15 protein-coding genes are annotated in these 20,884 nt (G+C 67.0%); 5 read left to right on the top strand and 10 right to left on the bottom strand.

The window, feature by feature from the left end; all coding sequences use genetic code 11:
- Positions 1-7: 7 nt before the first annotated feature.
- Both H292_RS0105590 and H292_RS0105585 read right to left on the bottom strand, forming a co-directional pair.
- Complete coding sequence (locus H292_RS0105590; RefSeq protein WP_020110773.1) at positions 8-754, bottom strand: FAD-binding oxidoreductase; 747 nt, start codon at positions 752-754, stop codon at positions 8-10.
- A 120-nt stretch (positions 755-874) separates the two neighbouring features.
- Positions 875-2,035, bottom strand: a complete 1,161-nt coding sequence (locus H292_RS0105585; protein WP_026347560.1) for a globin domain-containing protein — start codon at positions 2,033-2,035, stop codon at positions 875-877.
- A gap of 358 nt (positions 2,036-2,393) precedes the next feature.
- On the opposite strand from H292_RS0105585, the gene H292_RS0105580 reads away from it, so the two are divergent.
- A complete protein-coding gene (locus H292_RS0105580) occupies positions 2,394-3,533 on the top strand; it encodes a nitric oxide synthase oxygenase (RefSeq protein WP_196806156.1) in 1,140 nt (379 codons plus the stop codon).
- Positions 3,534-3,726: 193 nt separating this feature from the next.
- Here the strand turns inward: H292_RS0105580 and H292_RS0105575 are convergent, their stop codons facing one another.
- The 5 genes from H292_RS0105575 to H292_RS0105555 all read right to left on the bottom strand — a co-directional run bounded on the left by H292_RS0105575 (position 3,727) and on the right by H292_RS0105555 (position 8,645).
- The gene (locus H292_RS0105575) at positions 3,727-4,161 is read right to left on the bottom strand and encodes a heat shock protein transcriptional repressor HspR (protein WP_080733820.1); all 435 of its coding nucleotides are present in this window, start codon (positions 4,159-4,161) and stop codon (positions 3,727-3,729) included.
- Complete coding sequence (gene dnaJ / locus H292_RS0105570) at positions 4,161-5,339, bottom strand: molecular chaperone DnaJ (protein WP_020110771.1); 1,179 nt, start codon at positions 5,337-5,339, stop codon at positions 4,161-4,163. Before dnaJ ends, H292_RS0105575 begins: the two co-directional genes overlap by 1 nt.
- Before the next feature lie 31 nt (positions 5,340-5,370).
- A complete protein-coding gene (gene grpE, locus H292_RS0105565) occupies positions 5,371-6,024 on the bottom strand; it encodes a nucleotide exchange factor GrpE (protein WP_020110770.1) in 654 nt (217 codons plus the stop codon).
- Positions 6,021-7,865: a molecular chaperone DnaK gene (gene dnaK, locus H292_RS0105560; RefSeq protein ID WP_019663821.1), complete on the bottom strand. Its 1,845-nt coding sequence runs from the start codon at positions 7,863-7,865 to the stop codon at positions 6,021-6,023. Before dnaK ends, grpE begins: the two co-directional genes overlap by 4 nt.
- Before the next feature lie 279 nt (positions 7,866-8,144).
- Positions 8,145-8,645: a Pro-kumamolisin, activation domain family protein gene (locus H292_RS0105555; protein ID WP_230595493.1), complete on the bottom strand. Its 501-nt coding sequence runs from the start codon at positions 8,643-8,645 to the stop codon at positions 8,145-8,147.
- Positions 8,646-8,874: 229 nt separating this feature from the next.
- Between H292_RS0105555 and treS the strand changes: the two genes are divergently transcribed.
- Genes treS through H292_RS0105540 form a run of 3 tightly spaced genes read left to right on the top strand, consistent with a single transcriptional unit; the run spans position 8,875 to position 12,673 of the window.
- Positions 8,875-11,055 carry a maltose alpha-D-glucosyltransferase gene (gene treS, locus H292_RS0105550; protein ID WP_020110768.1) on the top strand — a complete coding sequence of 727 codons (2,181 nt, stop codon included), beginning with the start codon at positions 8,875-8,877 and terminating at the stop codon, positions 11,053-11,055.
- 40 nt (positions 11,056-11,095) lie between these two features.
- The gene (locus H292_RS0105545) at positions 11,096-11,671 is read left to right on the top strand and encodes a hypothetical protein (RefSeq protein WP_020110767.1); all 576 of its coding nucleotides are present in this window, start codon (positions 11,096-11,098) and stop codon (positions 11,669-11,671) included.
- A 51-nt stretch (positions 11,672-11,722) separates the two neighbouring features.
- A complete protein-coding gene (locus H292_RS0105540) occupies positions 11,723-12,673 on the top strand; it encodes an ABC transporter substrate-binding protein (protein ID WP_020110766.1) in 951 nt (316 codons plus the stop codon).
- Here H292_RS0105540 and H292_RS0105535 read toward each other — a convergent pair.
- The 3 genes from H292_RS0105535 to H292_RS0105525 all read right to left on the bottom strand — a co-directional run bounded on the left by H292_RS0105535 (position 12,663) and on the right by H292_RS0105525 (position 18,812).
- Entirely contained in the window at positions 12,663-14,117 is a 1,455-nt protein-coding gene (locus tag H292_RS0105535) for a dynamin family protein (RefSeq protein WP_019663826.1), read from the bottom strand. The genes H292_RS0105540 and H292_RS0105535 overlap by 11 nt on opposite strands.
- Positions 14,114-15,925, bottom strand: coding sequence for a dynamin family protein (locus H292_RS0105530; protein ID WP_027498629.1), 1,812 nt, complete (start codon positions 15,923-15,925; stop codon positions 14,114-14,116). The genes H292_RS0105535 and H292_RS0105530 overlap by 4 nt, the downstream gene beginning before the upstream one ends.
- Before the next feature lie 103 nt (positions 15,926-16,028).
- Positions 16,029-18,812 carry an IniB N-terminal domain-containing protein gene (locus H292_RS0105525; protein WP_020110764.1) on the bottom strand — a complete coding sequence of 928 codons (2,784 nt, stop codon included), beginning with the start codon at positions 18,810-18,812 and terminating at the stop codon, positions 16,029-16,031.
- Between the two features lie 275 nt (positions 18,813-19,087).
- Here H292_RS0105525 and H292_RS0105520 point away from each other — a divergent pair, with 275 nt between their 5' ends.
- Positions 19,088-20,884: an Hsp70 family protein gene (locus H292_RS0105520; protein ID WP_231383767.1), complete on the top strand. Its 1,797-nt coding sequence runs from the start codon at positions 19,088-19,090 to the stop codon at positions 20,882-20,884.

The following is a 20,884-nucleotide window of genomic DNA, read 5'->3' as shown; positions in this document are numbered from 1 at the left end:
TACGGCGTCACCGCACGATGGCGGTCTCCGGGGTTCCGTTGTCGATCAAGGCAGCAATCGTGGCCGCTTCCATCCCGGGTGAACCGCAGACCAGTACCTGGGAGTCGAGGAACGGCTGCTGCACACTCATGACGTCGGCCAGACTGCCCTCCCAGCAGTGCTCGGGGCCGAACATCTCTGCGACACCCGCGATCTCGGCTCCGATGGCGTCGTGCCAGCGGTCGGGAGCCCACGGATCCGTCAACTGGTCCACGACGGGAACGACGGTCAGCCACGGCAATTCGGACGCCAGTATCCACAGCAGGTCGGCCGCGTAGAGGTCACGTGGTGACCGTCCACCGACGTACAGCGTCACGTTCGGCGGTGTCTCCCGCCGGGTCAGATCCAGAATCAGCGCACGCAGCGGTGCGAGCCCGGTGCCCCCTGCAATCATCACGACGTCGCGTCCGGAGTGGTCGACCTTCAGACTGCCCGCGGGATTGCCGAACGTCCACACGTCACCCGGCCTCGTCTCGTTGACGATCGATCCACTGACCCACCCAGCCGGCACGGCCCGGACATGGAATTCCAACTTTCCATCGAGCGACGGCGGCAACGCCGACGAGTACCGACGACTCAGCCGCGCATTCTGCGGAACAGTGACGTCGAGCGACTGACCTGCCTCGAAAGGTATTGCGTCACCTTCGAGTCGAACCACGGCCAGGTCATTGCGCAAGCGGTGGTACTGCACCACCTCGGCATTCCACGTCTGCATGTGTCCAGAATATGCGGCGGGCCCGGGAGTGGAGCCTGCGGAACGACCCAGTCGGGGGCGGGAGTGGAGCCTGCGGAACGACCCAGTCGGGGGCGGGATGGAGCCTGCGGAATGACCCAGTCACCAAGGGTCGTGGCGGACGAGGGAGAGATCGACTCCTGCGCCCTGCAAGCGGAATTTGGTGGTGTTGATCATCGAGGGTGAGCCGACGATCTGAATGTCACGGCCGTCCCATGATCCGAACTCCGCGACGACCTTCCCGACCTGCCCGACGATCGGCGATGAGCCGCCGAGTTGGTTCCGGTACTGCGGTCCGTCGTACCACCACGGATCGGTCTCTTCCTCGACGATCCCGACGACGGACAGCCACGGATTGATCGCTGCGATCTGCTGGAGAGTCTGCAGATCGTAGAGGTCGCACGGGTAGTGGCCGCTGTAGAAGACGTGGACGGACGGGTTGTCGGCCTTGGTGGCCATCTCCATGAGCTGCGCGCGCAACGGCGCGATTCCCGTGCCCGATGCGATGAGGAGACGATCACGACCGGGCGCGGTGTGCCTCGTCATGCTGCCGAGCGGCGCTCCGATGGTCCATCGGTCCCCGACGGAGGTGCTCCCCACGAGCGCCGGGCTGACCCACCCGCCCGTGACGCGCCGGATGTGGAATTCGATCTCGCCCGCTGCGTTCGCGGGAATCGCCGGCGACAGGTACCGCCACATGCGCGGACGGCTCGGAATCGACACACTGACGTACTGTCCGGCACTGTAATCCAGAGGCTCGTCGAGCATGAGCCGCACGATCGACACGTCGTCGAGAACACGCAGATGCTCGACGACGGTGCCCTGCCACACCGGCGGTCCGTCGTCGGCCTCCGCCGCTTCCATCATCGTGCCCGCCATCACCGCGATGACCTCGCGCCAGGCGGCGTCGACCTCGTCGGTCCAGATCTCGTTGCCCGCGAACTGCTCCAGGGCCGTGATCAGAGCATCTCCGACGGCCGCGTAGTGCGCGTCGACGATCCCGTACTTGCGGTGATCGCGGCCGAGCTGAGCCAGGAACGGCAGCAGGCGGTCGAGGTCTTCGAGCTGATCGATGGCATAGGCGATCGCCGTCACCAACTTGTCCCGCTGGGACTCCATCGACGCGGGGAAGAAATCCCGCACCTCGGGATTGCGAGCGAACAGAATGGCATAGAACGAACGCGTCAGCTTCTCCGGACCACCGTCGACGGCCGCGACCGCTTTGAACGTGGTTCTCACAAGCGAAATCGCCCGAGCATCCATCTCTCGAAGGCCCCCTCACCGCGTAGAAGTCGGCGTCCGACGTCTACCCGGACGTGCGCCAAGGCAGCCGGCACTAGTTTCTCGACCGCCGTGATTTCCAGGCAGTCTAACCCAGTGACTCGGACATGACCCACCGAGCGGATTCACTCGACCTGCTTTGACTGCGTTAACCGGGAAATAGCTTGCCGCGTTCGGCAATAACCAACCCAGAGGTCGAAATCGCTTGAGTCGCATCGATTTCCAGGCCTTTTCACCGACAGTTCGAGGACCTAGGATTCGGTTGCGTCGAATCGAGAACATTCAGCGGGACCGATCGAAACGGGGTAGGCAAAACGTGACTGTCGCTGTCGGGGCGGACGTGAAGGAACCAGCGAACGGCCGAAAAGTCGGGCCACGTATCGACGATCCCGGCCTGAGCGCGCGCCTCACCGAGTGCCGCGAGTTCTTCGACCAACCGGAACTGCAACACCTACCCGCGTCTCGGGCGACGCAGGCGCTCGCCGAGCTCCGCGCCACGGGCACCTACGTCCAATCCGCCGAGGAGATCCTCGTCGGCGCCAAACTGGCGTGGCGAAACCACGCACGGTGCGTCGGACGGAAACACTGGCGCACCCTGAAGCTGATCGACGCACGGCACGCCACCACGGCACAGGGCATCGCCGACGCCTGCTTCGAGCACCTCCGCGTGGCCACCAACGGCGGCGCACTGCAATCCATCGTCACCGTCGGCCCGCCGCGCCTGCCCGACGGCCGCGAATACCGGATCATCAGCCCCCAACTCATCCGCTACGCCGGCTACCGCGCCGACGACGGCACAGTCACCGGCGACCCCGCGCACCTCGAACTCACCGCCCTGGCCCAGCGGCTCGGATGGCGCGGCGAGGGCACCGCATTCGACGTTCTGCCACTGATGATCTCCACGCCCGACGAGCCGATCCGCTGGTTCGACGTCCCCCGCGACCTCGTCCTCGAAGTCGACCTCATCCACCCCAACTACCGCTGGTTCGCAGGGCTCGGGCTCAAATGGCACGCCGTACCCGCCGTCTCCAACATGGACCTCGAGATCGGCGGCGTCCGCTACCCCTGCGCACCGTTCAACGGCTGGTACGTCAACACCGAAGTCGGCGCACGCAACTTCAGCGACACCGACCGCTACGACATGCTCCCCACCATCGCCAAGAAACTGCGCCTCGACATGAGCTCGGAACGGACACTGTGGCGAGACCGCGCACTGGTGGAACTCAACCGAGCCGTCATCCACAGTTTCCGCGAAACCGGCGCTTACATGGTGGATCACCACACCGTCGCCAAGCAGTTCATCGACCACGTCGACCGCGAAGCCCGAGCCGGCCGCGCCTGCCCGACGGACTGGTCGTGGATCAACCCGCCCATGTCGTCCGGCATCACCCCGACCTTCCACCGGCTCTACGATCCACCCGACATGGACATCCGACCCAACTTCGTCTCCCGCGGGGCGTCGGGTTGCCCGTTCGGGTGAATGCCAGACCGAGTGACCGAACGACTCAGTCGGTCACCAACCGGGGGTGAACGCGTGGGTTCCAGCCCAAGCACCTGGTGCAGCACGCGCGCCCACTGAAACCCGCGCAGCCGGGGCCGAGTGCCGAGGCAGCCGGGGCCCGGGCACGAAAAAGCTCGCCGACGCACAGGCGTCGGCGAGCGTGGGTCGGTTGTCAGCGCTGGTTGCGCGGTTTCCAGACGACGAGAGCGTTCCGCTGAACCGGTACGAGGTCGCGGCGGTAGCTCGCGTGGACGTTCGCGAGTTCCTGGGCGAGCTCGGACACTCGCGCCTGCAGAGCTTCGACTTGGTTGGTCAGCTCGATGATGCGCTTGATGCCGGCGAGGTTGACCCCTTCGTCCTGCGACAACCTCTGCACCTCGCGGAGCAACGCGACGTCGCGGGGCGAGTACCGACGCCCACCGCCGGTGGTCCGGTGCGGGGTGACCAGACCCAGGCGGTCGTAGGTGCGCAGCGTCTGGGCGTGCATTCCCGCAAGCTGTGCAGCTACGGAGATGACGAAGACCTGAGCGTCGGGGTCACCGGGAGTGGAGCCTGCCGAACGACCAGAATTACCTTGGCCCGAACCCCCGCCAGTAGGAACAGTCATTACGCACCTGCCCACCCGGCCCGCGGGTCGAATCCGCTGGCCTTCTCGGCTTCCAGATAAGCGTTCAATGCTTCGGTGGCCGGGTCGTCGAGCTTCTGCGGTACAGCGACCTTGACCGTGACCATGAGGTCACCGGGAGTACCTGTCTTCTTCGGAACACCTCGTCCGCGGACGCGCAGCACCCGACCGTCGACAGTTCCCGGCGGCACCTTCACGCCGACGCGGCCGTCGAGCGTGGGAACCGACAGCGTGGTTCCGAGTACCAACTCGCCGTAGCTGACCGGGACGGTGACCGTCAGATTGTCGCCGTCGCGTCCGAACACCTTGTCCGCTCGCACGCGCACCGTGACGAACAGGTCACCCGACGGAGCTCCGCGGAGTCCTGCTTCACCTTGGCCGGCGAGACGGATCTTCTGACCGTCGGACACGCCCGGTGGCACGCGCACGGTGATCGTGCGGGTGCGGTTCTGCACGCCCGTTCCGCGGCAGTCGGCGCACGGGTCGTCGATGATCGAACCGGTCCCGCGGCAGTCGTCGCACGGCTCGCTGAACCCGAACGCTCCCTGGTTGCGGTTGATCACGCCCGCGCCGTTGCACTTGGGGCACACCCGCGGACTGGTCCCGGGCTTGGCACCGCTGCCGTGGCACGTGGTGCAGGACGACGGACTGGTCAGACGCAGCGGAACCGTCACACCCTGCGTGGCTTCACGGAAACCGAGAGTGGTCTCGGTCTCGACGTCGCTTCCGCGTCGCGGACGACTGCTCGAGGTGCGCTGCTGAGTGCCGCCGCGGTTGAACAGGCCACCGAACAGGTCGCCGATACCGCCGTCGCCACCACCTTGACCGAAGATGTCGCCGACGTCGAACGTCTGCCCGCCGCCGCCGAATCCGCCTGCACCAGGACTGAATCCGCCGCCGCCCTGGCGACCGAAGCCGCCCGACGCGAACAGCCGCCTGGCCTCGTCGTACTCCTTGCGTTTCGCCGGGTCCGTCAGGACCGCATTGGCCTCGCTGACGGCCTTGAACTTCTCCTCGGCTTTGGCGTTGCCGGGGTTGGCGTCGGGGTGATTGTCCCGCGCCAACTTGCGGTACGCCTTCTTGATCTCTTCTGCAGATGCGCTGGAGGAAACGCCCAGCTCCTTGTAGAAGTCCTTCTCGATCCACTCCCGCTGGCTCACCGGGCGTTTCCTCCTTCCGCGCTATCTCTTTTTACTGCTCGTCGGATGCAGGCGCATCCGAGTGCTGTCCAGCATCGTCGACGACGCCGACCATTGCTGTCCGCAGAACCCGCTCGCCGAGCTTGTAGCCCGGACGCATCAGGGTCCCGACGACGGGATTGCTTCCGTCGCCCTCGTGCGAGACGGCCTCGTGGACCGCCGGGTCGAACGCGTCACCCTCGGCGCCGAACGTGGTCAGACCGATGTTGGCGAACACTCCCGCCAACTTGTCCGCCACCGACTTCAGCGGCCCGGTCTCGAGATCGCCGTGCTGACGCGCACGCTCGAGATCGTCGAGGACGGGAAGAAGCTGGGACACGACGGACGCCTTGGCGTTCTCCGCTCCCGTCTGCTTCTCCCGATCGGTTCGACGCCGATAGTTGGCGTACTCCGCCGACACTCGCTGCAGATCCGCAGTGAGTTCGGAGACCTGCGTGTCACGCGGGTCGACGACCACCTCTGCTTCGATGCCCTCGTCGTCCACCGAGTCGGGTTGGGGCGCAGTGCCGGTGCCCGCGAGGGGCTCCGGTACTGCGTCACCTTCCCGAGGCTCACCGGTCTGGGGATCGATCTTTCGCTTGTCCACGAAAGTGACCGGTTCCTGCTCGGTGTGCTGCAGATCGTGATCGCTGTCGCGGGGGCTCACTTCTTCTCCGCGTCGTCGGCCGGCTCGTCGACAACTTCTGCGTCGACGACACCGTCGTCAGCAGCCTGAGCTCCCCCTTCTGCGCCGCCCTGTTCCTTGGCCTGAGCCTCGTAGATGGCGGTGCCGAGAGCCTGCGACTCGGTCGACAGCTTCTCCACGGCGGTCTTCACTGCCGAGATGTCGCTGCCTGCGAGAGCCGACTTGGCCTCTTCGATGGCTGTCTCGACGCGTCCCTTGAGCTCGGCGTCGACCTTGTCCTCGTTGTCCTTGACGAACTTCTCCGTCTGGTGGACGAGCGACTCGGCCTGGTTGCGGACCTCGGCCTCTTCGCGACGAGCCTTGTCCTCGTCGGCGTGAGCTTCCGCGTCGGCGACCATGCGGTCGATCTCTTCCTTGGACAGACCGGAGCCGTCCTGGATCTTGATCGTGTTTTCCTTGCCGGTGCCCTTGTCCTTGGCCGTGACGTGCACGATGCCGTTGGCGTCGATGTCGAAGGTGACCTCGATCTGCGGGACGCCGCGAGGAGCCGGGGGCAGCTCGGTCAACTCGAACGAGCCGAGGAGCTTGTTGTGCGAGGCGATCTCGCGCTCACCCTGGAAGACCTGGATCTGCACCGAAGGCTGATTGTCGTCAGCGGTGGTGAAGGTCTCGGACCGCTTCGTCGGGATGGTGGTGTTGCGCTCGATGAGCTTGGTCATCACGCCACCCTTGGTCTCGATGCCGAGGGACAGCGGCGTGACGTCGAGGAGCAGAACGTCCTTGACCTCACCCTTGAGCACACCGGCCTGCAGTGCAGCACCGACGGCCACGACCTCGTCCGGGTTGACGCCCTTGTTGGGCTCGCGTCCACCGGAGAGCTCCTTGACCAGCTCGGAGACGGCAGGCATACGCGTCGAACCACCGACGAGCACGACGTGGTCGATGTCCTTGACGGCGATGCCGGAGTCCTTGACCACTGCCTGGAACGGCGCACGGGTGCGGTCGAGCAGGTCGGAGGTGATCTTCTGGAACTCGGAGCGGCTGAGCTGCTCGTCGAGGAACAGCGGGTTCTTGTCGCCGTCGACCGTGATGTACGGGAGGTTGATCGAGGTGCTCTGTCCGGAGGACAGTTCGATCTTCGCCTTCTCCGCAGCCTCACGCAGACGCTGCAGGGCCATCTTGTCCTTGGTCAGGTCGATGCCGTTCTGAGCCTTGAACTTGTCCACGAGCCAGGTCACGATGCGCTCGTCCCAGTCGTCGCCACCGAGGTGGTTGTCACCGGACGTTGCACGGACCTCGACGACGCCGTCGCCGATTTCCAGCAGGGAGACGTCGAAGGTGCCGCCACCGAGGTCGAAGACCAGAATGGTCTGCTCGCTGTCGCCCTTGTCCAGGCCGTATGCCAGCGCAGCCGCGGTGGGCTCGTTGACGATGCGCAGAACGTTGAGGCCTGCGATCTGGCCGGCTTCCTTGGTTGCCTGGCGCTGCGCGTCCTCGAAGTACGCCGGAACGGTGATGACCGCGTCGGTGATTTCCTCGCCCAGGTAAGCCTCGGCGTCGCGCTTCAGCTTCTGCAGCGTGCGCGCGGAGATCTCCTGCGAGGTGTACTTCTTGTCGTCGATCGAGACGGTCCAGTCCGTGCCGATGTGGCGCTTGACGGAACGAATCGTGCGGTCGACGTTGGTAACCGCCTGGTTCTTCGCGGGCTGGCCGACGAGCACTTCACCGTTCTTGGCGAAAGCGACGATCGACGGGGTGGTGCGTGATCCCTCGGAGTTGGCGACCACAACCGGCTCGCCGCCCTCGAGGACGGACACGACCGAGTTGGTGGTCCCGAGGTCGATACCGACCGCACGAGCCATAGTGTTTCCTCCTGTTTGTTGCTTGATTGGTTCCTAGCTGAGCGAACTGCACTCAAGTCTGCAAGACGTTTTCGACTTCTGTCAAACCGGACTTGAGCCCCATCCACTCAAGGCTACGAAAGCTCCAACGGAGGCGGTTGCAGATTTGTTCCCGGCCGGGCGCTCCGCGCCCTTATGCGAGTGGGACAGCACTACGCCGCGACGGCAGATGCTCGTCGCGGCGTAGTTCGTCGTGCGTAGTCGGTGCGCCCTCCGGTGTGCGGGCTGGAAACAGAGCTTCTACTCGCCGTCCTCGACGGGTTCGGCCGGGGAGCAATCCAGGGTCAGGAACTCGACCTTGACGTTGTCCACGTAGTTGGCGTCGAGCTGAGGAGAGAAGGCCACGGCTCCGGCGGGACGGGAGACCCACGCCGCGTCCCCACTGGGAACGGTGATGGTGGCGTCTTCGCCCTTGACGATCTTGTCCTCGGTGACGGCACCGGCGGGAGCCGGGATAGCTCCGTAGTTCACCGAGACGTTCGCGGCGTCGCTCTCGCCGACGTTCTTCACTGTCACCTCGAGTGCGACGACCTTGCCGTCCTCGGGCTTGTCGGCGGTCTTGTCGACGCACGTGGTTCCGAGCGTGACGACCAGGTCGGTCGATTCCGCGACCGAGGATCCGAATTCCGGGGCCGTGGGCTCGGGCTCGGCCGACGCGATGGGCGCCAGGGCGACCGCACCGACGGCGGCGGCGAACACGGCCGTCGAGGCCAAGACTGTGGTGCGGGCAAAGCGACGCATGTGTGACTCCTGTGACTGAAGTGGTTGTTGTTGCGTTCAACTATTGCCTACTTCAACCGGACTTTCCAGACCGGCCAGTCTCGATACGGACACGGTCCGGTACACCGCGTGTCTCGGCTTACACGCCTGTAATTCGGTTTCGTCGCCGGAATTTCAGGGCATGCCGGGAACTCTGCAGAAGCAGCGCCGGGTACGTAGGGTTTGGAAGAAAGCGAGGCTACGGAGGCACATGGATCCCGAAGTGCAGCACGAACCGAGCGAGATCACCTACGACGAGAAGTTCTATCCGGCCAGACCCAAGCCGCTGCGCCCCTCCGTACGTCGAGCGAACCGAAACGGTTCCACACCGCAGGACGGCGAGCCCTCGGCCGACAATGCCGAATACGTCGAGTGGCTCACCGAGCAGTCGATGCTGCGCGACGCCAAGCTCATCGCCGAGCAGCTCTCCGGCAAGGGCAGCATGTGGCAGAACCCGTATGCGGACCCCAATCCGCGTGGTGCCGTCGAGCGCGCACCCGTCTGGTTCACCGCGTACCCGATCTCCGTGATCAACGCTCCGCGCACCAGCTTTCTCAACACCCTCGGCGACGAGGCCCTGTGGCAGGCGTTCTCGGACATCGGGATCACCGCGGTCCACACCGGACCGGTCAAGGTCGCGGGTGGTATTCACGGATGGCGACCGACACCGTCGGTCGACGGCCACTTCGACCGCATCGGCATGCAGATCGACCCGGCGTTCGGCTCCGAGGACGAGTTCCGACGCCTGTGCGTCGTCGCGGCCGCGTACGACGGGATCGTCATCGACGACATCGTCCCCGGCCACACCGGCAAGGGCGCGGATTTCCGGCTCGCTGAAATGGCGGTCGCGGACTATCCGGGCATCTACCACATGGTCGAGATCGAGCCGCAGGACTGGCACCTGCTCCCCCGCGTACGCGCAGGGGCGGATTCGCAGAACATCGATGCCGAGGCAGAGGCCAATCTCGCGCGCGCCGGCTACATCATCGGCCAGTTGCAGCGGGTGATCTTCTACGAGTTGGGCGTCAAGGAAACCAACTGGAGCGCAACGGCTCCCGTCGTCGGTGTCGACGGCGTCGAGCGACGCTGGGTGTATCTGCACTACTTCAAGGCGGGACAACCGTCGATCAACTGGCTGGACCCCTCGTTCGCGGGGATGCGCCTGGTGATCGGCGATGCGTGCCATTCGATCGCCGATCTCGGTGCGGGTGCACTTCGGTTGGACGCCAACGGATTCCTGGGCGTCGAACGCCGCGCCGAGGGTCCAGGCTGGTCCGAGGGGCATCCCCTGTCCGAGGCCGCGAATCACCTGATCGCCAGCGTGGTGCGCAAGATGGGAGGGTTCACCTTCCAGGAGCTGAATCTGACGATCGACGACATCAAAGCCATGGGCACCAACGGCGCCGATCTGTCGTACGACTTCATCAACCGGCCCGCCTACCACCACGCTCTGGTCATGGGAAACACCGAGTTCCTGCGCCTGACAATGACGTTGGCGCGCGATCACGGCGTCGACCCGGCATCGCTGGTGCACGCACTGCAGAATCACGACGAGCTGACCTTCGAGCTCATCCACTTCGCCACACTGCATGCCGAGGACGAGTTCGAGTACTGCGGTGAAGTGGTGAAGGGGTCCGACCTCGGTGATCAGATTCGCGCGGAACTGACCGATCGCCTGACCGGCCGCTGGGCGCCGTACAACCGCACGTTCACCACCAACGGAATCGCCTGCACCACAGCCAGTGTCATCACTGCCTCGCTCGGCATCCGTGATCTCGATCGCATGGACGAGTCCGACATCGAGACGGTGAAGACGGCGCATTTGATGCTCGCGATGTACAACGCGCTGCAGCCGGGCGTGTTCGCGCTGTCCGGCTGGGATCTGCTGGGCATCCTGCCCATCGACGCCGACGACGTGGCCGACCTCATCCGTGAGGGCGACACGCGGTGGATCAACCGTGGCGCGCACGACCTGATGGACAGCTACCCGGATGCGGTGCGCTCCGAGTCCGGTATTCCCCGAGGCCGCAGCCTCTACGGTTCGCTACCCGAGCAGCTGAAGGACCCGTCGTCCTTCGCCCGCAGGCTCGCGCGAATCATCGAGTTGCGCAACAGGTACGGAATCGCCACCGCCCAGCAGCTGGACGTGCCGACGGTGTCGCACAAGGGCCTGCTGGTGTTGGTCCACGAGCTGGGTCAGGGCACCATCCAGGCAACCGTCATCAACTTCACGTCCGACGAGGTGGCCGCGACAATTCAGTCGAAGCATCTCACCGCGGGTGCCGGGGTGTACGACATGTTCGACGATTCGGACATCGGCGTCGTCGACGAGTTGAACAGTTTCCCGTTGACACTGGGCCCGTACCAAGGAATCCCGGTGATCCTGCGCTAGTGCAGAAGCTCCGGTACGTCGACGGATAGGATCTTCACCCGTGACCGAACCGGAGAACACCCGCCGAGAACTTCGCCCGCAGCCGGAGCGCCCCGAGTTCGCCGTCGAGCCGCTCCGGCCGCGCCAGGACTCCAGGGGACCGAGCGTTGCCTTCCGGATGACCCTCGGTGCTTGGGCCGCCGTGACCGTCGTCGCGCTGGCGCTGGCAGCCGTCGTTGCACTGAACTACGACGCGGTGCGCTCTGCGCTCGAAACCTCGGTGTCGGACGACGGTTCCGGCGCCACCGCGTCGGAGATCTCGGACACGGTGACCGTGACGTTGCTCGGAAGCGCTGGGGTGGGCGCCGTGCTGCTGATCGTCGCGGCACTCGGTTTGAGCCTCGCGGCATCCGGAAGGTCGCGATCCCATGGGGCACTGAGCGGGCTCCGCTCCCTGTCAGGCGTCGTACTGCTCGTGGCAGGGTTGGCTGCGACGGGCGCGTTCGTGCTGTTCTGGTCCTTCATGTCCGACGCCGGGTCGGTGGCGGCGGGCGCGCTTCAGTGGGCTCCTCTTGTCGGGGCGGGGTGTGCGGGCATCGCCGCGGTGGCGGCGGGGAGCGGCCTCTCCGGGAAGTGATCTTCGCCGCCCGATTGTTGTATACATGCTTAGGCTTGCTTTACTTGCCTGGTGAAAACACCACTCCTCCGCGCTTCCGCCGCACTCGCGCTGATCGTGCTGGCCGCCTCGTGTAGCTCCACCGACGAGTCGACGCCGTCCGCGTCCGGCACCCATGACGTCGTCACCGAGTTCGGTACCGTCGCCGTTCCGGACACGATCGAGTCCGTCGTCGTCATCGACGGCAGGCGCGACCTGGACATCGCCATCGCGTTCGATCTGCCGGTGATCGGTATGCCTGTCGAGACCGAAGCTCCGCCGGAAATCCCCGGCCCGCTCACCGAACCGATGAAGAGCCTGCGCGACGCCGGGGTGCCCGAGCTGTTCCCACGCAACGTCATCGACGTCGAATCGATCGCTCGCGTCGACCCCGACCTGATCATCGGCCGCAACGAAGTGATCGAGGAGATCTACGACCAGCTCAGCGCCGTCGCGCCGGTGCTGCCCGTCGGCTCGAACGGCACCGGCATCACCTGGCAGCAGGACGTCGACGCCATCGGCGACGCCTTGAACATGCAGGACCGCGCGGCCGAGATCGTCGACGAGTACGACGCCCGCGTCGAGCAGATCAAGACCGACCACGCCGACGCCATCGCGAACACCGAGGTTCTGCCGATCACCACATCCGACGGCAGCGGAATCTCGATCGGTCGTGAGCGCGTGTCGGCCGCCGCCCTGATCGACGTCGGCGCCAACTTCAGCAGCGCGTGGGACCGGGCGACGCCCGAGCTGGATCTCGGACCGGAGAACCTGTCGGAGATCTCCGACGCGCAGGCGCTCGTCGCTGCGATCACCTCGGAGGAGGAGTTGCGTGCACTGAACGCCAATCCGCTGTGGACCGGCCTGCCTGCGGTGCAGTCGAACCGAGTCGTGCGGACCGACAAGTTCACCAACGACGGCGGGCCGATCACCGCGCTGTGGAGTCTCGATCTGGCCGAGCAGCTGTACACGCCTACGTCGTAGCCGCGATACCCTCCGCACTACGAGCGGCGACCCCGCACGCCCGCGCGGTGAACTGGTCGAGAAGCGGATGGTCGGCCAGTCTGCGCCACTTCTGGGCGGCGGCGCGCGCACGGTCGTAGCGTTCCGCCTGCCCGGAATCCGGATCGAGGCCGAGCCGCACCCAGGAGTCGATGCCGAATCCGCCGATGAGCCTCTGCAATTCGGCGAGTTCGGCCTCCGGGAGCGTGGGCGTCGTTCCGCGCATCTTGCCCAGCAACCGCAGCTCCTGGAAACCGTGGACGTCGGCGAGCATTCGCCCGGCTTCGGCACGGAACTGTGCAGACTCGGCAATGGGCCGAGCCTCCAGCGTCCGCTGCAACGTCACCAACGCCGAATGCAGTTTCAGCTGATCCGCGCGCTGGCCGAACTGGACGTCGATGACGGATCTGAGCTCGTCGAGCCCACTGCGTTCGACGAGTTCCGCTGCCAGCGTGGGCGAATCCCGCACACCGAGCTTGACGAGCGTGACGGCCATGCGGATTCCGAAGAGGCCGAACCGGTCGACGATCGATGCACGCAGGTCCGCGTCGACCGGCAACAGCCCGGGCCGTGAGAACCTGTCGGCGGACAACATCGCCAACTGCAGGTCCTCGTCGGGCACCTGGGCGAGGACCTCGAAGGCGGCGAACTCCGCCTGTCGCAACGTTTCCGCGGCCAACGCGAGCAAGCCGGCGACGGGCACGACGGCCTGGCACAGTCCGGTCGCCTCCAGTTCCGAGGCGAACCTGGCCGCCACTTCCTTGGCCGACATCATCGCGTCCATCCGGCCCGCGCCGACCTCGTCGGCGCGGGACACGACGCCGACGACGCCGAGAGGCCCCGATTCGCCGCCGACGTGGGCGCCGATCTGACCGAGAAACGACACGTCCGTCGCGTTGAGCGTCCGCAGCAGATACACGACGGCATCCGCCCCGGACGACGCGTTCTCCGGCGTCAGCATCGACAGCGTCCGCGCCGACACGTCCCGAGACAAGGACGAGGTACCGGGGGTGTCGATGATGGTGGTGTGCGTCAACGCCCGCGCGGGCCATTCGACGTCGAGTCGGTCGACCTGAGTCGCCGTCAGGTCACCCAGATCGAACGTCAGACGCCCACTGCGACGCTGTACCGGAACGTGAGCGGATCGGTCGCCGTCGTACCAGGCCGTGACGCTCGGGGTCGCACCGCTGCGGTACCACGTCACGACCTTGGTGCACTCGGTCGCGTCGGTCGGCGCGATGTCCTGGCCGACAAGCGAATTGAGCAGAGTGGATTTACCCGCCTTCAGTGACCCCGCCAGCGCCACCCGCAGCGGCTGATCCAACCGCTCCAAGCATGCGGTCAACGTCGCCGCACCGTAGGTGTCGATGGAGTACGCGCTTCGAGCCGCGGTGATCAGAGCACGAGCATCGGCCAGCGTCGTCACAGCGACTTCTCGCTCGGAACCAACGCAGCCGCCCGCTCGCTCAACTCGGCGACCACTTTCATCTCACGATCCAACTGCGCTGTGCGCGTGCCGCGTTCTGCCTGTTCGACGTTGGCGGCTTCCTGCGCTGCCCGCAACGAATCGTTCAGTGACCGCAGCGTCTGCTCAGCTATCGACGTGAAGTGATCGCGCAGAACCCGTTGGATCTGCCGGAGGCGATCCTTCGATTCCTTGCCCACCTGGAAGCTCACGTCGTCGGTGAATCGCCTGATCGCCATCTTGGCCTCGGAGCGCCTGGTCCGAACGCGGTTCTCCTTGTCCTCCTTGTACGCCTTGGTTCCGAGGAGGACACCCGCGCCGATCGAGATGGGGTTGAGCAGACTCAGGCCGACGAAGGTGGTGATCAGGCCGAACATCAGCACACCGCCGTAGGAACCGCGCATCCCGACGAGCACCTTCTGCGTGATGCCGATCTTGCCCGTCTCCAGATCTGCCAGCGACGCAACGGGATCGAGCACGTCGTCGAGATCGCCGAGATCGAGATCGGGGAGCGCCACCGCCCCTGCGGCAGCGAAGTGCTCGGCAACGAGCTCGGCCAACCACAGCGCGCGCTCGTGCGCCCACACGAAATTGTCGCCGACCGACGCCGCGATCTGCTCCTCCAGCCAATCCCCCAGCTCGGCCCAGTCGGAGCCGGGATCGCCCTCGTCCACGGTCTCCTCCGCTTCGCGGGTCACCCTGCGCAGCCGATCCCGAAGATCATGATCGATGTCCGACGCCAGGTCGGCGATGCCGTCGGCGAGGGTCTGTTGCCATTGGGAGGTCTTCTTGTGCAGTTCCTCGGCGGCGGCTTTGGCTCGTTGCAGACCGGCCACTGCTGCAGCGGCTCGTTCCGGGTCACGAAGAGCGGCGAGTTCGCTTCCCATGGCGAGTGTCAGGTGTTCTGCGACGGAACGGATGTCGAGCGATACCGCCGTTCGGGTGGTGGCGTCGGCGCGCGCGACCACGTTGTCCCGCAGGAACGCGTAGAGGTCGGGGAAACCGGATTCGACGTTCAGTTCCTCGTCGCTGAGTCGTAGTGCGTGCGAGCGGAGCAGCGAGGACAGCGAGATCATCGGCACGTCCAGGCCTTCGCGCTGCAGGTGTGCGCGGTTGGCGTCCACGATCGAACGCCAGTGGGGGTACAGGTCGGTCTTGGTGATCAGCACTGCGACCGACGGGCACAGGCCGAGAACCTGACGGAGGAAGGCAATTTCGGGTTCGGTGAACTCGCGGCTGGCATCGGACACGACGAGCACTGCGTCCGCGGACGGTACGAGGCCGAGAGTTCCTGCTGCATGCGGGTTTCCGTGACCGCCGACGCCGGGGGTGTCCACCAGCACCAATCCGTCGGCGAGCAGCGGACTCGGAACGTTCACTTCGAGCCTGAGCACTTCGCGTCCCTCGGCTCGCGGGCTGGCCGGGGTGATGTTCTGCAGCTCGTCCAGCGGAACCTCGACGCGCACGGCGTCGTTACCGGGATCGGCAAGCACCAGTTCGGCATAGGAACGCTCGGAGTTCTGCACGACGGTCGGAATGGCCGTCGTCTCGTCGTCGCCGACGGAACAGACGTTCAGGTTCAGCAGCGAGTTGACGAATTGGCTTTTTCCCTGTTTCAACGGCCCGACGACGACGATGCGTCTCCTGGGGTCGAGTACCCGTTCCTTCGCGAGTTCCATCCTCGACACCAGATCGGAGCGACCGACCGTCTGCGCCACTGCCGCAGTTCGATCGAGCAACTCGGCCAGCTGTTTCGCGTGCCCGTCCATGGCCTTCTTTCGGTGCTCGTGCATTCGTCCGACCTGACTCTAACGAGAGAAAAGGCCCCGGGCGGAAGAACCGCCCGGGGCCGTGCTTCTCCCTCGTGGAACGTTACGGGTTGATCAGGTCCGTGTGGTGATCGACCGACGCGATGTCGGCCACCGAGTCCGCGGTGCTGTCGGCGGCGCCGTGCAGGCTGCCCTCCGAGTGGAGCGAGGAGTCCAGCGAGGACTGCGCCGAACCGAACACGTTCGAGTCCACCGAAGACCAGCTGCTGGAGTCGAACTGCGAGTCGTACTGCGAGTCGAACGAGCCGGATGCGCTGCCCGCGGCGTCGGTGACGCTGTCGAAGCCGCCGGACAGTCCGCCTGCCGCGCCGCCGAGAACGTCTGCTCCCGTGGCCACTCCGCCCTGCAGTCCGCCGGCCACGTCACCTGCGACGTCGGCTCCAGCCGACGCACCGGCGGCGAGGCCGCCGGCAACGTCACCTGCGATGTCGGTTCCGGCTGCTGCGCCGCTCGCCAATCCGCCTGCAATCCCTGCACCTGCCGACGCACCCGCGTCGAGTCCGGCCCCGAGGCCTGCACCGAGACCCGCACCCAGTCCGGCGCCTGCCTGTGCAGCAGCGTCCACGCCCGCGCCGACGGTTCCGTCGACGCCGCCTGCGACCGAGCCGCCGAGTCCGGCTGCACCTTGGGCCGCGCCGTCGACCGTTCCTGCCAGTCCGCCACCGAGACCGGCACCTGCCTGAGCAGCACCGTCCACCGCGCCGCCGACTGCACCGGTCAGGCCGCCGCCCAATCCGCCTGCCAACCCACCGCCGAGGGAGCCGAGGCCGGACAGTCCGCCACCGAGTCCGCCGGCCAGGCCTGCACCCGCGTTTCCGACGGCGGCGAGTCCGCCGCCGAGTCCTGCGGTCACACCGCCGACTGCGCCTGCGCCGAGGTCACCGGCTGCGCCGCCGGTCAGACCGCCCGTGGCACCGCCTGCAGCGCCGAGGGCTGCGTCGACTGCTCCGGTCAACGCTCCGCCCAGTTCTGCGCCGCCGCCGAGCGCTGCGCCGAGATCGAGTGCTCCGCTGGTGTCGAGGACCGTGTCCAGTGCGGCGCCGAGGTCGGCTCCTGCCTGTCCACCCACGCCGAAGGCTGCTCCGAGAACACCTTCGAGGTTCGTTGCTGCGTCGAGGTCGACCCCGGCGGACGCGTCGATCGCGGATCCGAGGGCGGCCGTCAGGCTGCCGATTGCGCTGGTGTCGAGATCGAGCGCGGTTCCGACGGCTCCGCCGACGAGTGCGCCCAGGTCGCCGGTTGCGACGCCCGCCAGGTCGAGGTCCGCGAGGGCACCGGCGTCGAGCACGGCGCCGAGAGAGGATCCGATGGTCGACGCCAGGCCGCCGTCGGCCTCGAAGAGTCCTTCCAGACCGGTAGCGAGGTCCAGGCCGCCTGCTGCTCCGGCGACTGCGTCCAACGCTCCGTCGAGGGCGCCGCTGAGAGCTCCGCCTGCACCGAGAGCCGCACCCAGATCCAGTCCAGCGCCGAGTCCTGCAATGCCTTCGAGTCCCGCAATGCCTTCGAGTGCGGCGCCGAGGCCTGCGCCTGCTTCTCCGCCGATTCCGAATGCCGCGCCGAGGATGCCTTCGAGGTTGGCGGCACCGCCCAGGCCCGCTCCCAGCGCGCCGTCGATGGCGGTTCCGAGGGACGTGGTCAGATCTCCGACGACGCCTGCGTCGAGGTCCAGTGCGGTTCCGAGGGTACCTGCCACGATGCCGCCGAGGTCCAGTCCGGCGAGGCCACCGAGATCGAGGTCTGCCAGCGCACCGGCGTCGAGCACGGCGCCGAGGGAGGATCCGAGAGCCGCGGCGAGACCAGTCTGCAGGGCGAACACGCCGTCCAGCCCTGCGCCCAGTCCGCCGCCCAATCCGCCGCCGAGGCCCGCGCCTGCGCCGATCGCTGCGTCGAGTGCCGATCCGAGTCCGGCTGCGACACCTCCGCCGAGGCCGAGGCCTGCGGTCAGTGCGGTTCCGAGGCCACCTGCCAGGCCGCCAACGAGGTCGATCTGGCCCGCGTCGACGACGGCGCCGACGACGTTTCCGAGTGCTGCGCCGAGGTTGGCGCCGATCTCTCCGCCGATGCCGAATGCGGCACCGAGTGCTCCGCTGAGGGCCCCTTCGACGCCGGCGATGGCGCCCAGGTCGATTCCTCCGACGGCGCCGAGCGCTGCGTCGAGGGCCGTGTTCAGGCCTGCCGCGACGCCTGCACCGAGCTCCGCGCCGATCCCGGCGCCCAAGCCGAGGCCGCCGCCGATGAGACCGGTCAGAGCGCCGCCGAGGTCGAGGCCGCCACCGAGACCGAGGCCGCCGTCCAGATCGAGGCCACCGCCGATCGCTGCGCCTGCGCCGAGGAAGGCTTCGAGTGCCGCGCCGAACGCTGCTCCCAGCTCGACACCGATCTGCCCGCCTGCCGCCAGTGCTGCGGTGAGGGCGGCGCCGATCTGGGCTGCGATGTCGCCGGCGAAGTCGATGTCGCCGCCGAGTCCACCGCCCAGTCCACCACCGATGACACCGCCGCCGGCGAGTCCGCCGCCCACGACGGCTCCGGCAGTGAGGCCGAGTCCGGTCGACAGCCCGCCTCCGATGGCAGCGCCACCGGCGAGGGAACCGTCGAGGCTGCCTGCCGCACCGGCGCCTGCGCCGAGGATCGCGGAGAGCTGCGAACCTGCTCCGGCGAACAGGCCGGACTCGGCGACGAGCGGGGCGACGGCGACGATGTCCGCGTGGCAGACGTCGCCGAGGCCGGCGGCCGCGAGGGCTGCTTCGGGGTTGGCGCAGTACGCGGCTGCGGCTTCGTCGTCGCGAAGCAGGCTGAGGATGAAGTCGAGTACTGCGTTGGTGGCCATCTGAGGCTCCTTGGATGTTCGGAAGCGGGGTTCCGGGGGGGTCGTTCGTGGTTGATCACAAAGCTATGGCCCGGGGGCGGTTCGCCCAACGGGGACGAACCCCCTACTCCATCGCCGCCACCCAGGGTTCCGGCATTAGGGGATTCCGGGTCATTAGGGGATTTGCCCGCGATCGGCCCGCCACCAGCTGTGAGACGTAACGAAAGATGCGATGCTGTCGACATCACCAGCAGCGTCGACGGGTGTCGCTGCCTATTACGAAGTCGGAGATGATGATGAGCGCAGGGATCGGTATTCGGATCGGAACGGTCACCTCGGTGGCCACCCTCGACGCGTCTCACGACCCGTACGCACCGCGTGATTTCGCCACCGACGAGGCCATGCCGACCGTCGAGCGTCGGACCGCCCTCGATCTTCGTCCCGACTCCTCCCCCGATCTGGCGGCCCTCGCCGACCGGCAGCAGCGACACCTCGTCACCGGGTTCGCGGACCGGGTGGGAGACCCCGTCCCCCTGATCGACGAAGAGGGCAATTCCTACGCCGCCGAGGACCTGTTCGCGACGGCCACCCACGTCCTCGTCTCCGAGCTTTCTCACGCAGCTGGTTCCGATGCGACGATCGTCGTCGCTCACCCGGACCGGTGGACCGGCTACACCTCGGATGTGCTGCGTGAAGCGCTCGATCGTGTCGGCCTCCCCGACACCACCCTTGTCCCCGAGTCCTTCGCCGCGATGCGCTGGCTCGAAGGCTCACGCGGGCAGCAGGGCGAGGGCCTGACCGTCATCTACGACCTCGGCGCCACCTCGCTCGGTATCACGCTCATGCGTACCGGGCTCGACGCAGGTGTCATCGGAACCGGCGTCCACTCGCAGGACTTCGGCGGCTCGCAGTTCGACCACATCGTCACCCAGTACGTCCTCGACACCGTCTCCAGCAGTCGCGATTTCGAGTTCGACGCGTTCGATCCGGACACCGTCGGCGCCCTCGTCGAACTGCGCGCACGCTGCAGCGAAGCGAAGGAGCGACTGTCCTACGAGACCGCGACCACGCTGACCGTCGACCTCCCCGGCCTGCGCAGCGAAACACGGCTTGTCCGAGACGAACTCGAAGATCTGATCCGACGGCCCATCCTCGATTCCGTCGAGCTGATCCGCGAGACCCTGCACACCACCGGCCTCGACGTCGGCGACGTCACCCAGGTCCTCCTGACCGGCGGAAGCTCCAGCATTCCCCTTGTCGCCGAGCTGATCTCGTCGGAACTGCGCGTCCCGGTCGTCACCGGTCCGCACCCCGGCCGCATCCCCGCCATCGGCGGCGCGATCATCGCAGCCGAGATCTCCGCAGCCGTCGTCGCCGACGCACCGCCCGCGCCCCCTGCATCGATGCTCGCCGACGCCACCCGCCCCGCCCCACGCCCGGCCCCGACGTCGGCTCCGGCATCGGCATCGGCGGAGCCCGCCGGGATGTCCGGCCGGAAGAAGGCAGGCATCGTCGTCGCCGCTGTCGCCGCTCTCGTCGTCATCGCCGGCGGCGGCCTGTCCGTCGGCACGGCATTGACGTCCGACGACAAGCCGGCCGAGACCGTCTCGGAGAACACCGCGGGAACGACGAGTACGACTGCCCCCGGCACGACGGCCGCCGTCGTCGCCGACACCGGCCAGGGCATGGACTCGGCCGCAACCACCCAGAACGGCCTTCCCGCACCGACCGTCGCAGCCGACGGAACACTCGTTCCCGCACCGGGCACGATCATCGCACCCGACGGCACCGTCGTCGCCGACCCGAACGCCGCGCAGAACCCCGCCGCACCCGTCGCCGGGGGCACCGTCCCTCCGGCCGGCACAGCACCCACCGCACCGGTCGTGACGGTTCCCGACGTGACCGCGCCGAGCGTGAATGTCCCGAGCCCGCAACTCCCGTCGCGCCCCACCTACAACGGCCCCACTCTCGGTGACGTGGGCAACGGAGTCGGCGGGGCTGTCAGCGACCTCGGCAACGGTGTCGGCGGCGTAGTCGGTGGGACCGTCGACGGTCTCGGCGGCGTCCTCGGTGGCCTGACCGGACAAAACTGA

It is taken from the genome of Rhodococcus sp. 114MFTsu3.1 (assembly GCF_000383555.1).
In the GTDB taxonomy this organism is placed as follows: Bacteria; Actinomycetota; Actinomycetes; order Mycobacteriales; family Mycobacteriaceae; genus Rhodococcoides; species Rhodococcoides fascians_E.
Note: the sequence above shows the minus strand (reverse complement) of the source record. Positions and strands in the feature narration are given on the sequence as shown.

Bases quoted from the DNA above. Each gene is read 5' to 3' on its own strand.
- H292_RS0105590 (WP_020110773.1), bottom strand. From the start codon at position 754: ATGCAGACGTGGAATGCCGAGGTGGTGCAGTACCACCGCTTGCGCAAT.
- H292_RS0105585 (WP_026347560.1), bottom strand. From the start codon at position 2,035: ATGGATGCTCGGGCGATTTCGCTTGTGAGAACCACGTTCAAAGCGGTC.
- H292_RS0105575 (WP_080733820.1), bottom strand. From the start codon at position 4,161: ATGACTGTTCCTACTGGCGGGGGTTCGGGCCAAGGTAATTCTGGTCGT.
- dnaK (WP_019663821.1), bottom strand. From the start codon at position 7,865: ATGGCTCGTGCGGTCGGTATCGACCTCGGGACCACCAACTCGGTCGTG.
- H292_RS0105555 (WP_230595493.1), bottom strand. From the start codon at position 8,645: ATGCGTCGCTTTGCCCGCACCACAGTCTTGGCCTCGACGGCCGTGTTC.
- treS (WP_020110768.1), top strand. From the start codon at position 8,875: ATGGATCCCGAAGTGCAGCACGAACCGAGCGAGATCACCTACGACGAG.
- H292_RS0105530 (WP_027498629.1), bottom strand. From the start codon at position 15,925: ATGGACGGGCACGCGAAACAGCTGGCCGAGTTGCTCGATCGAACTGCG.
- H292_RS0105525 (WP_020110764.1), bottom strand. From the start codon at position 18,812: ATGGCCACCAACGCAGTACTCGACTTCATCCTCAGCCTGCTTCGCGAC.
- H292_RS0105520 (WP_231383767.1), top strand. From the start codon at position 19,088: ATGAGCGCAGGGATCGGTATTCGGATCGGAACGGTCACCTCGGTGGCC.